This is a genomic window from Amphibacillus sp. MSJ-3 (assembly GCF_018919165.1).
Taxonomy (GTDB): domain Bacteria; phylum Bacillota; class Bacilli; order Bacillales; family Amphibacillaceae; genus Amphibacillus.
The window spans coordinates 66020-81602 of sequence record NZ_JAHLQM010000005.1; the positions used below are offsets into that span (position 1 = coordinate 66020).

Sequence of the window (15583 nt, forward strand, 5' to 3'; positions counted from 1 at the left end):
TCTAAAAACGAAGGGATGATAGAGTTTTATGAAACCTTTTGTAAAGGGTGCAGATGTTTCCTCATTGAAAGAAATAGAATCTTTTGGTGGAAACTATTATTTAGATGGTAAAAAGAAGGATCTTTTTGATATTCTTAAACTAAAAGGAATTAATACGATTCGATTAAGATTGTGGGTCGATCCATATGACGAAAATGGCCATCCTTATTTAGGTGGGACAAACGATTTAGCAACTACAGTGGAATTGGCCAAACGTATAAAAAAAGCCGGTTTAGATTTTATGCTTAATCTTCATTATAGCGATTTTTGGGCTGACCCTAAAAAACAAACTAAGCCCAAGTCTTGGACTCATTTGTTTGGAAAAGCGTTAGTTGAACAAGTATATCAATACACAAGAGATACGTTGAATTATTTTGATGAACTCGATTTAATGCCTAAATATATTCAAATAGGTAATGAAACAACAAATGGTATGTTATTTCCAGATGGAAGGATTGCTAAATATCTCTTTGAAGAAAGACAGTTTGAAGAGTTAGATAACGAAACTAAGGAAAAATCCTTTGATCGTTTGAATGAATTATTAAGTGCTGGAATAAAAGCAACACGAGAAATTAGATCGGCTGATGAACTAAAAATTATTATTCATTTAGATTTTGGTGGAGCGAATGATCTTTATCGAGGTTGGTTTGATCAAGCAACAGATAGAAAGTTAGATTTTGATATTATTGGGCTTTCATATTATCCTTATTGGCATAATTGTTTAGATGATTTATCTTACAACCTAAAGGATATTATGACTAGATATAAAAAAGATACTATGATTGTTGAAACGGCTTATGCTTTTACGGATCAAACACCAAAAGGGGAAGATAGTATTTTTAATATTGAACTATCAGATAAAGCTGGCTATCCCCCAACAGTAAATGGACAAAAGGAGTTTTTACATGATTTAATGCAAGTTGTTAAAGATGTGGAGCAAGATGATAATTATTGTCTGGGTATTGTATATTGGGAGCCTGCCTGGCTTCCAGTTAAAGGTACAAGTTGGGCGAGCATAGAAGGAATGAAATATGGTAATGACTTGTCGAAATCCGGGAACCACTGGGCGAATCAAGCACTATTTGATTTTGATGGGCATGCTCTAGATTCTTTAAATGTTTTTAAATGTAAGTAATCTTTTTATGATGCCCATAACAAAATGGTTTGCAATTATTTAAAAAATATTTTGATCAAAGTATTTTTTTAGAGAGGGAGATGATTTTTGATGAAAAGGTTCAATAAAACAAAATTTTTTGTAACACTTTCATTAATAATTATAATGTTCTTGTTTGCTAAGGCAGGGAACTCAGATGAGAGTTCTGATGAAGTAATTGCAAAATCAAATTTTATTATTGGCGGAGATGTATCAATGCTTGCAGAGGTTGAAGAACTTGGTGGAGAATTTTATCAAGATGGATATAAACGGGATGCATTACAGATTCTGAGTAAAAATGGTATGAATTATGTTCGTTTACGATTATGGGTAGATCCTTATGACAGTGATGGGAATCCATATGGGGGCGGAACTAATGATCTTGATAGAACGATAGAACTTGCTAAACGTGCAAAAGAACAAGGTATGGAAGTACTCTTAGATATACATTACAGTGATTTCTGGGCAGATCCGGGAAAACAAAATAAACCCAAATCATGGTCGCATTTATCTTATAATCATCTCCTTGAAGAGGTTTATCAATACAGTAAAGATGTTATTGTTTCCATGTCTAAAGAAGATGTACAACCTAATATGGTACAGGTAGGTAATGAAATTACCGCAGGAATGTTATGGGAAGATGGAAAGGTAGGAGATGGTAATGGTGACTTTACACAACTGGCTGAAATTTTGAATGCAGGTATATCAGGTATTAAAGATGCAACATCCACGAGTGATGAAATCGAAATTGTTCTGCATATTGATCATGGAGGAGATAATAATTTATATAGGTGGTGGTTTGATTCAATTACTGATCAGGGTGTAGATTTTGATATTATAGGTTTATCATTTTATCCATTTTGGCATGGTACAATGGGTGAGTTAAAATATAATATTAACGATATCAGTAATCGATATAAGAAAGATATAATGATTGTAGAGACTGCTTATGGTTTTACTTTAGATGATGGTGATGGTTTAGGAAATTCCTTTTTTATTGCCGAAGAAAGAGTTGGGGGTTATCCCGCTACTCCTCGTGGACAGTATGATTATATTAGTGATTTAATAGAAATTATAAAAGATGTACCTAACAATAGAGGGAGAGGTATATTTTGGTGGGAACCAACTTGGTTACCGGTAGATGGTGCAAATTGGGGAACCGAGGAAGGGAAAATTTATAATAATGATACAGGACTATTATCAAATCCTTGGGATAACCAAACTCTATTTGATTTTAACGGTAACATGTTAGAGAGTGTATTATCCTTCAAAAAACCTCAGCCAAACAATTTGGTGAAAAATAACAGTTTTGAAAATGATGGATGGATAGATATACCTACTAACTGGGGTGTTTGGAGTGAAGAGCCTAACCAAATAAATTCAGTGTTTGTTGAAGGATCTGCGGCACATGGTTTATTTAAGCTAACCCATTGGAACGATCAACCCTATACAGTTTCAACTTATCAGGTTATTAAAGATTTGGAAGATGGTGAGTATAAACTATCGGCTTGGATATTAAATAGCGGTGGCCAAGACAGTGCTTATATATATGCCAAACGATTTGGTGGGTCTGAACTTCAGACTCAATTACCTGTAACACCATCTAAATGGGAGAAAGTTGAGATTGAAAATATACAAGTAATAAATGGTCAATGTGAAATTGGAATAATTTCTTATGCAAATGCGGGTAATTGGATTAATATTGATGATGTTAAATTTTATAAAGTAGACTAATATATAATATTTTTAATATCGAATAAGTCTAAGATTAGGTGTTATTAGTATTTCATTAGATCAATACAATTGTTTTTATAGTATTATATTGATTATGATGAATAGACAGCAAGATACCAAGCAAAAAAATTTAGATAGGATGGATAAGTATGTTTAAACCCTTAAATGAAAATCTTTCGAAATTACTTCATGGAGCGGATTATAATCCAGAACAATGGCTTGATTATCCGGAGGTCTTTGAAGAGGACTTACGTTTAATGAAACTAGCCAATGTTAATGTGATGTCAATTGGCATGTTTTCATGGGCGAAGCTAGAGCCAGAAGAAGGCATCTTTGATTTTAGTTGGATGGATCAAGTGATAGATCGCCTATATGAAAATGGAGTCGCTGTATTTCTATCGACACCAAGTGGTGCTAGACCAACATGGATGTCAGAGAAATATCCTGAAGTCTTAAGAGTAAATGAAAATCGAATAAGAAATTTGCATGGCATGCGTCATAACCATTGCTACACATCCCCTGTTTACCGTGAGAAAATAGCAATTATTAATAAAAAGTTGGCAGATCGCTATGCTGATCATCCGGCAATTGCGGGTTGGCACATTTCTAATGAATATGGTGGTGAATGTCACTGTGATTATTGCCAGCAAGCTTTCCGTGATTGGGTAAAAGATAAATATAAAACGCTAGATGCATTAAATCATGCTTGGTGGACAACATTTTGGAGTCATACTTATACAAGCTGGTCACAAGTAGAATCCCCAGCACCACATGGCGAGACAATGGTTCACGGTCAAAACTTAGATTGGAAACGATTTGTTACAGATCAAACAATTGATTTTTATTGCCATGAATTGAAGCCTTTAAAAGATAAAAACCCAAATATTCCAGCGACAGCGAACTTTATGGTTTTATTTGAAGGTTTAAATTATGATAAGTTTGCAGAAGTTGTTGATTTTATTTCTTGGGATTCCTACCCAGAATGGCATGAAGCTGAGGATGAAAGAAATATTGCAGCATTTACAGCCATGAATCATGACTGGTTCCGTTCACTAAAAGGAGGACAACCTTTTTATCTAATGGAAAGTACCCCAAGCTCAACAAATTGGCAGGATATGAGTAAATTGAAGAAACCAGGCATGCACCTATTATCATCATTACAAGCAGTTGCCCATGGTTCGGATTCTGTCCAGTATTTCCAATGGCGAAAAAGCCGTGGATCCAGTGAGAAATTTCATGGAGCTGTTGTTGATCATGTAGGTCATGAAAATACACGTACTTTTAAAGAAGTCGCTGAAGTTGGGGAAGCTTTAGCAAAACTTAAAGATTTGACGGGTTCATCTGTTCAACCGGAAGTAGCGGTTATTTTTGATACTGAAAATCGTTGGGCGGTCAAAGACTCGCAAGGTCCGAGAAATATAGGGGTTCATTATGAAAGAACGGTCCAAGAACACTATCAAGCATTCTGGGAGCAAGGTATTCCTGTTGATGTAATTAGTATGGATCGTGATTTATCGCAGTATAAACTAGTCATTGCTCCAATGCTTTACATGGTTCGAGAAGGTGTCGGAAAACGGATCGAAGCATTTGTTGAAGCGGGTGGTACATTTGTTACAACTTATTGGTCTGGAATTGTAAATGAGACAGATCTCACTTATTTAAATGGTTTCCCAGGTCCACTACGAAAAACTCTAGGTATTTGGTCTGAAGAGATTGATGGATTGTATGATTATGAATCAAACGTCATTGAACTTGATCCAAATAATCCACTAGGGTTAACGGGTGAATATGAAGTTCGTGATTTATGTGATTTAATTCATCTTGAAGGTGCAAAAGCGTTAGCATATTACCAAAAAGATTTTTATCAAGGGCGCCCTGCATTAACTGTTAATCAATTTGGTAAAGGAAAGGCCTATTATATGGCTGCCCGTCAAAAACTAGATTTTAATCGTGATTTTTATAGTGCGTTAGCGAAAGAGCTTGGTTTAACACGGGTGATTGATCAAGATTTACCTGAAGGGGTAACTGTTCAATTACGTTCAAATGCAACAACTGATTTTGTTTTTGTCATGAATTTCAGTAATGAGCAACAAGAAGTACGACTAGACCAGGCAGATTACCAAGATGCATTGGCTGATCAAAAGATATCTGATCGTCTATTACTAAATCCATATGGGATAAAGGTATTACGTCGTCCTAGATTAAATAACTGTAGTCAATAGACACATAAAAATAGCTAGATGTAGAAAAGTTAGATATCTACATCTGGCTTTTTGTTCTGAGAATTTTTTTAAAACATCTACCTAATAGACGGAAAATACAGTGTAGAAGTGATATTATACTTGTGTAAATCGAAAAGCAGCTATGGAACTGTGGGTCTTGGATGAATGAATTAGGCTTTTGCTGCCTATTTATCCTCACTTATGCTCCGAAGTTCCCTTCGTATGTTTGAAGTGGGAGCTTTACTGACAGCTTCACTGCGGTAAAGTGAAAACTATTTGTAAGGAAATCTGCAATTCAATTTTTTCACAACTTAGATATTAAATTTGATATAATAGACACATGGATTAACAAACTTTTTATGGAGGCGACAATTTTGAGTTGGCAAACAAAATACGAAAAATGGAATCAATTTAAAGATTTAGATCAAGAACTACGTCAACAATTAACGGAAATGAAAGATGATCATAAGAAGCTAGAAGATAGTTTCTATAAAAATTTAGAATTCGGAACAGGTGGAATGCGCGGTGAATTAGGACCTGGTTCGAACCGAATGAATATTTATACGATTCGAAAAGCTGCTGAGGGACTGGCACAGTATATTTTAGCAAAAGGGGATCATGCCAAGAAATCTGGTGTTGTGATTTCATATGATTCTCGATTCAAGTCACCATTATTTGCAATGGAAGCGGCGAAAACTCTAGCAACACATGGGATTAAAGCCTATGTTTTTGAATCATTACGTTCAACTCCTGAGCTGTCATTTGCTGTTCGATACTTACAAGCATATAGCGGTATAATGGTTACAGCAAGTCATAATCCACCAGAGTATAATGGCTTTAAAGTTTATAATCAGGATGGTGGTCAAGTTCCATTAGAGACGGCTGCTGAAATTATCGCACAGGTTAATCAAGTCGAAAATGAATTATTAGTTAAAGTTAAAGATGAAACACAGTTAAAAGCGGATGGTTTAATTGAAATGATTGGTGAGCGTGTTGACAAAGCCTATCAAGAGAATTTAAAGCAGATTATTCAACAACCAGAAATGATCAAAACGGTTGCTGATGATTTAAAGATTATTTATACGCCACTTCATGGAACAGGGAATATTCCAGTACGTCGTGCATTGAAGGGCATGGGCTTTAAACATGTTGATGTTGTTCCAGAACAGGAAAAACCTGATCCAACCTTTGGAACTGTTGAATCACCTAATCCAGAGGAACATGCAGCCTTTACATTAGCAATGAAGCAAGGTGAAAAGACAGGAGCAGATATTTTAATTGGGACAGATCCTGATGCTGATCGGGTTGGGGTAGCAACGAAAAATGAATCAGGTGATTATGTTGTATTAACGGGTAATCAAGTTGGGGCGCTTATGCTTGATTATTTAATCGAAGCGAAGAAAAAACAAGGTAAACTATCAGAGAATGCGACTGTATTAAAAACAATTGTTACAAGTGAAATTGGCCGTGATATTGCCGCAGCACATGGATTAGAAACGGTTGATACATTAACAGGTTTTAAATTTATCGGTGAAAAGGTAAAAGAATACGAAGAAACTGGAGAACGCCAATTTCTATTTGGTTATGAAGAAAGCTATGGCTATTTAATAGGAGATTTCGTTCGTGATAAAGATGCTGTCCAAGCAAGTATGTTAGTTTCTGAGGTTGCTGCATTTTATAAAGGAAAAGGAATGACTTTGTATCAAGGTTTACAAGAGATTTTCGCGAAATATGGTTATTATTATGAATCTCTCCAATCATTAACACTGAAAGGGAAGGCAGGCGCTGAAAAAATCGAATCCCTACTTGCGGACTTTAGGGAAAATCCTCCGACCTTTGTTGCAGGTCAAGCCGTTACTTCAATTGAAGATTATCAAAGTAGTGAGCGAACACAAGTTGAATCAAAACAGGTGGAAACAATCGTGCTACCGAAGTCAAATGTATTGAAGTACTTTTTAGCAGACGGATCATGGTTCTGTCTTCGTCCTTCGGGAACAGAGCCCAAAGTGAAATTTTACTTTGGTGTTAATGGGAATGATGAATCGACAACCCGAGCTAAGTTAACACAAATAGAGACAGAAGTCATGGGTCGTGTGAATAACTTTATATAGTAGTTAAAAATCACCTTTCTTGTTCAGATAAGAAAGGTGATTTTCTGTTCTTAATATTAAAGATGTAATTATTATTATTAAACATCTTGTACGGTTAATTCGGATGTAGTATAGTTTAAGTAATGTGTTGTCCGTATGTATAACTAAATAAATGCTTAAAGAAAGGGTTGTTATTTAAAAAAATGTAAGCGCTTAATACAATCGGAGGAAACACGCTGATTACTTTGGGAAGGAAAGTGAAGAATGAAGAGAGTTTTATTAAATTTTCTAATTATATTACTTGCTTTACCTTGTTCATCTTTTTCCGTTTTAGCTGAACAAGGGCAGGACTCCGCAGATATACAGAAAGAGGGGGGACCTGAATTTACTGAAGTTGGCGTTCATGATCCATCCATTATTAAAACAAATGATACTTTTTATATATTTGGTTCCCATTTGGCTTCAGCGAAATCTGATGATCTAGTTCAATGGGATCAAATGACATCAGAAGTATCGGAGGATAATCCATTATTTGAAAATGTATTTGAAGAACTTAAAGATGTGTTTGATTGGGCTGAAACGGATACACTTTGGGCAGCTGATGTGATTCAACTTCCAGATGGTAAATACTATATGTATTATAATGCCTGTAAAGGAGATTCCCCTCTATCTGCAATGGGGGTAGCTGTTGCTGAAGATATTGAGGGTCCTTATAAAGATTTAGGTTTATTTTTATGGTCAGGTCGAACACCAAATCCAATGGACATTGAGTATAACATTGATATTCATCCAAATGTGGTTGATCCGCATGTGTTCTTTGATAAAGAAGGACAACTTTGGATGGTATATGGTTCATATTCTGGTGGTATTTTTATTTTAGAAATGGATCATGAGACAGGTTTTCCAATAGAGGGACAGGGTTATGGTAAAAAGCTAACCGGTGGTGGTGTGCGAATTGAGGCATCTTATATTCAATACATACCTGAAACCGATTATTATTACCTGTATGTGACTTTTGGTGGCTTAGCGGCTGACGGTGGCTACAACATGCGCATTGCCCGATCTAAATCTCCTGATGGGCCTTATCTTGATGCAGAAGGGCAAGATATGATCGAAGCGATTGGTAGAGAAGGAATTCCCTTTGATGATGAAGCTATTGAACCCTATGGTGTGAAATTAGTTGGTAACTTTCAGTATCGTGATTTAAATGGTACAGGTGACTTTCCAACTTACGGATATGTTTCGCCGGGACATAACTCTTCATATTATGATGAGGAAACTGGTCATCACTTTAATATTTTCCATACAAGATTTCCAAAGCGTGGTGAAGAGCATGAGGTCCGTGTTCATCTAATGCCAATGAACAAAAATGCATGGCCAGTAATGGCACCCCACCGATATGCTGGTGAAAAAGTTGAAGTTGTATCAAATGATGAGATATTCGGAAGTTATCATTACATCAATCATGGGAAAGAGATTACGGCTAAGATTAAACAAAGTGAATATATAGAATTAAATGCTGATGGGACAATATCAGGGTCCGTGACAGGGCGCTGGAATTTGGAGGATGAACACTATGCACAGTTGCTGATTGAGGAAGACGATGGAACAGTTACTTACGATGGTGTCTTTTTACGTCAATGGGATGAAACGAGTCAAGCGTATGTGATGACCTTTAGTGCAATTTCTGAACAAGGAGTTTCTATTTGGGGAAGTCAATTTGAGTCGACAGATGATGAAACGATTGTTGAGAATCTTATTAATCAGCTTTCAATTGGTTATACTGACCGAGTATTTGACGATTTAACTTTACCGACGGAACTAGCTAGAGGAGCAACCGTCACATGGGAATCGTCGAATCCAGAAGTTATTTCTCATTCAGGTGAAGTCACACGTCCTATTATTGGAGCGGGAAATGTTCGAGTTGAATTAACAGCGACAGTACACTATAACGGTGTCAGTAGATCAAAGGAATTTATTGCAGTTGTTCAAGAACAAGTTGAAGATCCAACACTGGACGGTTTGATTGCCCATTATGATTTTGATAATCAATTGGATGAAGTACTGGGGCACTTTCCTGAGTCAAGTGTGACAGGTGCTAGAATGGATCAGATAGGTGGCCAAATTACTTATGCACCAGGTGCAGTAGGGGAAGCCCTTGAGTTAGATGGTAGATCAGGTATTCGCCTAGCCGATGGACTTATACAAACGGATGTCTATTCTGTTGCAATGTGGCTTAATCCAACCGAGCTTAAGGCGATATCACCAGCATTTTTTGGTGCTCAAACTGATGAACAATGGATCAGTTATTTACCTGTTGGGCATGACCTTGTTGATGGAAATACGATGTTATGGTCTGGAACCAAGTGGTTTGATGCATCAAGCGGAAGACAGATCCCTGTAGATCAGTGGACGCATGTTGCTTTTACAGTTAATAAGGGTGACGTCACACTCTTTCTTGATGGAGAAGCGGTTTATCATGGGAGTGGTTTTCCAGACATTTTTAAAAATGATCAAGCTAAGTTTGCCTTAGGAGTAAATTATTGGGATGACCCATACCATGGATTAATTGATGATTTACGCGTTTATGGTGTGGCATTACCAGAAGAGACAGTTCAATTACTATTGAATGGTGAAAGACAAGAAAATGTACAAGTTTCAACCATTCAATTATCAGAAACTGAGAAACGATTAGTCAAAGATACTCGCTTTATACCAGAAGTAAAAATCTTTCCGATTAATGCATATAATCAAGAGATAGAATGGCATTCTGATAATTCAGATATAGCAAAAGTTGATTCGACAACTGGAGAAGTAACAGGAGTTTCCGAAGGTGTAACGAAGATTGTTGCTAATGCAAAAGATGGTAGCGGTACAACAGCCAGTTATCAGGTACGTGTAACAGATGGTTTAGCAGCACATTATAATTTTGAAAATAATTTAGCTGATTTTACTGAAAATATGGAACCAGGTAGGATTACAGGTAACCGAATAACAAATACTAATGGTGAGATTACATTTGCCGACGGAATTGTAGGTCAAGCTGCTGTGTTTGATGGTCAATCAGGGATACGGTTACCAAATGGGCTTATTTCGCATTCACGCTATAGTTTATCGATTTGGCTAAACCCAGAGGAATTAACGGATTATTCTACCGCCTTTTTTGGAGCACGAGATCAAAATAATTGGTTAAGTATAGTTCCAGCGGGTCCAGCAGATAGTCAGACAATGGTTTGGTCAGGAAGTGATCGTTGGTATGATGCACCAATTGGTAGAACAATTGCAACAAATGAATGGTCACATCTTACTTTGACTGTTGATCATGATGAGATTAAAATTTATTTAAATGGCGAATTCGTATATGGAGGAAATGATTTTCCAGATTTGTTTTCATCGGCAAAAAGCCAGTTTTCCCTAGGAGTGAATTATTGGGATGCTCCATATAAGGGGATGATGGATGAGTTAATGGTTTATGATAATTACCTGCTATCTGAAGATGAAGTACTTTCATATTACCAATCAATTCGTCCGGTTGATGATAATAAGGAAGATGGGGAAGATGGTGAAAAAGAGGATAGTGGTTCTCAAGATAGTGAGTTACCAGAAGATGAGCAACCTTCAATAGATAATGATCAAAAACAAGAAGATACCGATGATACAACAAATGGACAAAATCAGATGAATAAAGACTCGGAAACGGATGAAGACTCAGAATTTGATCGTGATAATGACAGTGATCAATCTTCGCCTGATAGAACTGAGTTGGAATTACCAAAAACAGTAACACATTTATTTAATTATATAATGGCGGGCCTATTCTTCTTGTTAGTTGGCGGTCTTTATCTTCTATTCTATAATAAGCAGAAGAATAAAATTATAAGGTAGCCATTCCTAATCAGTTATCGTTAATGATTAGAAAATATTCTTTAATAAAGTGACCTTTCGCTCAATAGGGTACTTATTTATTTTGAATGGTGGAAGTGTAATCTTATTTTTAATTTTGCTAGAATCAATTATTCAATAATAATAGATTTAGAAAAAAAAAGAGCCAGCATTAAGCTAGCGGATTAAAAACAATATGAATCATATTTAGTTTAAGGCATGCAAAAAAAGGCCCTTGCCCGATCGTTTATTCAAATTGTTTAGATGATCTTTGTCTGAGTTTTGGCACAACACCTAAGAGAAGAGTTAATGATTTATGTTTTTGAAGACGAACAATTACGAAGTTTTAATCTTCCTGATTGAGGAATTAGAAAAATAAAACTGATTCATAACTTGATCAAGCCTTTGTGAAATATCAACAAGTGCTTTCGGATCATTCGTTTCGATATATTTTTGATACATCTCATGTCTTAACTGTTCAATTTCCGGGGTTGTTTTTATCAACAATTTCGCATTAGTAAATTGATTAATGATGCTAACCCTCCTTGATCTTTAATCCTATAATAGTTTAATGTAATTGTAATCATTTGTAAATAGCGAAACGAGTCTGCTTTTGTCTAGTTTTGTCTAATAAATAAGTAACTTAATAGAGGCTGGGACAAAACTCAGCTAAAATGAAAAAGGAATTCAGTTGATACTGGATTCCTTTTTCTTATGATCATCATTTAAATAGAATCATCACCTCTTAAATGTTTTTGAGGTGTCACTCCGTGATTTACACTCTGGGTGGACGCTTTCCGCGGGCACGGCCTCGGGCGCACAGGATGTGGGTCAGTTAGACGTTGCCACAGTTTTAGTCTAACATTCCTTATTGCTCCACTACCGTGTCGCAATAAGGATTTTCGGACTCGTGGGACTGGGACTGCGGTTACTCGTCCCACCGAAAACATTTGCGGTTACTCGTCCCATCGAAGACCGTTTACTGTTCCTGCTGGAGTCGCCACCCGCCGTTCCAATCACTGGCTGGGCGCTCCTAATAATGGATCATAAGAAGAAACACAAAAAGAAGATATGAGAAGAAAGCTTTTAGAAGAAAAGACTGGCGAAACTTACGGTCAAGGTAAAATGGATGTTGAGCCGTTCTTTGGGTTTTTGAAGGCTAATTTGGGCTTCACTCGTTTATCTTTAAGCGGTAAATCCAAAGTACATAATGAACTAGGATTTGCGTTATTGGCTGTGAACTTAAGGAAGTTCAGGGCTAATAACTCTAAGATTCCAAAGCATTCAAACCACTACAAAAATGAAAATGGTTCTATTTACGAAAAAACCGTAAATAGAACCATTTTTTACTCAGTGAGACTAGTTATGTTCCCAGCCTCTTTTAGTTTGATCAACCAGTATTTCGTAATCCAGCTGCAATTCCATTGATAGTTGATAATACTTCTTCAAGTAATTGTGAGTATTGTTGATCATCATCATCTAGTAGTCGCAATTGATTAAGTAATTGTACTTGAATGAGATTTAGTGGATCAACTAATGGGTTACGTAAACGTACTGATTCTTTAATGTTTGGTTGATGATCCATTAATTCCTCTTGTTGGACAATTTCTAAGATAACCTCTTTTGTTAGAGTATGTTCATCCTTGATCTGATTAAATATACGTTTGCTGACTTCTTCGTCATCGATCATCTGAGTATAGGCCTCAGCTATTTCGAAATCTGCCTTAGTTAAAGCCATCTGTAGGTTATTAACAGTTGACTGGAAGAATGGCCAGTGTTTATACATATCTCTTAATAATTCTATATTATTTGTTTTATCTAGGTATGCTTTTAAACCAGAGCCTGTGGCATACCATGCCGGAAGAAGCTGTCGTGACTGCGTCCAAGCAAATACCCAAGGAATCGCCCGCAAGTCCTCAAAACGATCGCTACCTTTACGTTTCATTGGTCGTGAACCAATGTTTAATTCTCCTAATTCATTTAATGGAGTTCCTTGATTAAAGTACTTCAAGAAATCTGGATCACCAAAAACTAAATCTTGATATTTTTTCAATGCAACTTCTGAAGCATATGCCATTGCTTGATGGGCTTCTTCTGTTGGCATTTCATCTTGTTTCTCAGATTGAACAATGCCTCCGATTGATGTTAATAATACGGATGTTGCTTGTTCAAGACTTCGATAGGCGATGTCTGGTAACAAATACCGTGAAGATAAGACTTCTCCTTGCTCTGTAATTTTAACGCCATCCCCTAGAGTAATTGGTGGTTGTGAAAGAAGACTTGAATATAGTGGACCACCACCACGCCCTAATGATCCTCCACGACCATGGAAGTATTTCAATTTAATACCATAGGAAGTGGCGATTGAATGAATTTCTTCTTGTGTTTGATATAGCTCCCAATTTGCGGTAATATTTCCGCCATCTTTACTACTATCGGAGTAACCTAGCATGATTTCTTGTAAGTCACCACGGGCTTCGATATGTTTTCGATATAGAGGGATATCAAAAAGGCGTCTAATCATTTTCGGACCAAATTGTAAATCATCAATCGTCTCTAACAATGGAACAATGTGAAGTCGACTTTTCACTCTTCCATTTGGATAGACACGGTAAAGACCAACCTCTTTTGCCAAGACTAATACTTCCAAAATATCACTTACTGAGGTGGTCATACTAATTAAGTAAACCTCAATCGCTCTTTCACCAAAAGTATCTTTTGCTTCTTTGATCGTTCTAAATGTTTCAATCATTTCTTGAGTTTCCTCAGTAAACTCATCATAGATAGAGATGAGAGGACGTGGATCCTCTAGCACACTAATTAAAGTTTCAAGTTTCTCTTCCTCATTGAGTGATTTATAGTCGTCAGTTATCCCAACTAATTGGAAGATTTCAGTTAGTGTATTTTCATGTTCACCACTATGATTTCTGACATCTAAAGTTGCTAAGTGGAAACCAAAGAGTTCAACTTGTCTAATCACCTTGCGCAACAGCTTAATTGGATTTCCCTTTGGATGATGTAATTCAAGACTATCTTGGATTAAAATTAAATCATCAATTAAGGCATGTGCATCGCGATACCCACCTACCTCGTCAATTGAAGTTAATTTGAGGCGGCGAAGGATAAGCCCAAGTTTTATTCGATAAACTTCATCTTCTTTATGCCAACCATTATACTGAAGTTCTTTTTGATCTTCAGCAATTGATTTTACAAGTGCACCACTTACATCCACTCGTTTTGTTGATTGACTTAACTTTTCTTTTAATTGTTCTATGGATTCTTCATATTTACTTAAAACTAGTTTACGATGTTCTGTTAAAGTTTTATATGTTGTTTTCGCTTTTACGAAAGGATTCCCATCACGGTCGCCACCAATCCAAGATCCAAATCTTAGGAAGGAAGGGACATGAAAACGATGGTTGTATTTATCTTCTAATAATTCTTCTAAGTTTTGATGAACTAAAGGTAGAACATCGAATAGAACCTTATCAAAGAAGTAAAGTCCATTTGATACTTCTTTCATAACAGAAGGCTTTTCCTCGCGGATTTCAGCAGTTTGCCACAAAATTGTAATTTCAGTTTCAATTTTTTCTCTAATCACTTTTTTATCGTAGCGTGTATAGGCAAACTCCCGGTCTTTTAATAAGTCTGCAATTTTATGATGGATGCGTAGCATTGTCCGACGGGTTGCTTCTGTAGGGTGAGCTGTAATGACAAGTTCCAAAGATAATTTTTCTAATGCACTTTCAACCTGTTCAATTGAGATGTTATTTTCAAATAGTTGATTAACACCTTCTTCTAATGAACGTGGTTGAATAACAGTGTCATCTTGCATTTGATATTGTCTTCTACGTCTAATTCGATAATTTTGTTCTGCTATGTTGTAAAGTTGTAGGTTTACCGAAAAAGCACGGATCACCTTTTCACGTAGTGGTGGTTCAAGTTTTTTAATTTCCTCATTTAATTGATCAAAGTTACTTGGCCGATCACCATCACGAAGTGCTTTTGATAACGTGCGGAAATGGATGACGGTGTTGAGTAGCTCTTCACCACCTTCATGACGTAACACTCCATCTAGAATTTTGTTTAGATAATCAACATCATGGTTCAGTGTAATGTTACTTAGTTGCAAATTAAATTGTTTCATTAAATCACTTCCTTTCAAAAATTCTCATAACATAAAGCCTTGATATATATGGATGATGGGCTTTTATAATTTTAAAAAACCTCTTTTAAAAGGTGAGTTAAAAAAGCTATAAATGTATCATAACATGAATTATTCTGAAAAATAACTAAAAAATTCTGACAAACATCGAATATCGGCCCTTGTTATGATTATTAGTTATTTAATGGCTATATTTGTCGTCTTATTAATCTCAATAAGAGATTAATAAGCTTTAGAAATTAGAAAAAAGTCACTTTTTTATAAAAAACTATTGATAACGCTTTCAGAATTAGGTATG

Annotated in this window: 7 protein-coding genes and 1 pseudogene; 6 read left to right on the forward strand and 2 right to left on the reverse strand. The window is 36.1% G+C overall.

Translation table 11 applies throughout. The features are described 5' to 3' along the window. Positions 1-28: 28 nt before the first annotated feature. From KQI76_RS02815 to KQI76_RS11930, 5 genes are all read left to right on the forward strand, one after another. Positions 29-1174 (forward strand): glycoside hydrolase family 53 protein, encoded by a 1146-nt coding sequence (locus KQI76_RS02815; RefSeq protein ID WP_216398786.1) that lies wholly within the window; start codon positions 29-31, stop codon positions 1172-1174. A 90-nt stretch (positions 1175-1264) separates the two neighbouring features. After that, positions 1265-2926, forward strand: a complete 1662-nt coding sequence (locus KQI76_RS02820) for a glycoside hydrolase family 53 protein (protein ID WP_216398787.1) — start codon at positions 1265-1267, stop codon at positions 2924-2926. A gap of 149 nt (positions 2927-3075) precedes the next feature. After that, positions 3076-5148 carry a beta-galactosidase gene (locus tag KQI76_RS02825; RefSeq protein ID WP_216398788.1) on the forward strand — a complete coding sequence of 691 codons (2073 nt, stop codon included), beginning with the start codon at positions 3076-3078 and terminating at the stop codon, positions 5146-5148. 374 nt (positions 5149-5522) lie between these two features. Beyond that, positions 5523-7259, forward strand: coding sequence for a phospho-sugar mutase (locus KQI76_RS02830; RefSeq protein ID WP_216398789.1), 1737 nt, complete (start codon positions 5523-5525; stop codon positions 7257-7259). A gap of 243 nt (positions 7260-7502) precedes the next feature. Continuing rightward, a complete protein-coding gene (locus tag KQI76_RS11930; RefSeq protein WP_216398790.1) occupies positions 7503-11123 on the forward strand; it encodes a LamG-like jellyroll fold domain-containing protein in 3621 nt (1206 codons plus the stop codon). A 333-nt stretch (positions 11124-11456) separates the two neighbouring features. Here KQI76_RS11930 and KQI76_RS12005 read toward each other — a convergent pair whose 3' ends face one another. Beyond that, positions 11457-11627, reverse strand: a complete 171-nt coding sequence (locus KQI76_RS12005) for a Spo0E family sporulation regulatory protein-aspartic acid phosphatase (RefSeq protein ID WP_371817642.1) — start codon at positions 11625-11627, stop codon at positions 11457-11459. A gap of 546 nt (positions 11628-12173) precedes the next feature. On the opposite strand from KQI76_RS12005, the pseudogene KQI76_RS11695 reads away from it, so the two are divergent. Further along, positions 12174-12548 (forward strand): annotated as a pseudogene (locus KQI76_RS11695) (transposase); the annotation flags it as partial. Here the strand turns inward: KQI76_RS11695 and ppc are convergent. Further along, the gene (gene ppc, locus KQI76_RS02850) at positions 12511-15267 is read right to left on the reverse strand and encodes a phosphoenolpyruvate carboxylase (RefSeq protein ID WP_216398792.1); all 2757 of its coding nucleotides are present in this window, start codon (positions 15265-15267) and stop codon (positions 12511-12513) included. The pseudogene KQI76_RS11695 and the gene ppc sit on opposite strands and share 38 nt — an antisense overlap. Between the last annotated feature and the right edge of the window lie 316 nt (positions 15268-15583).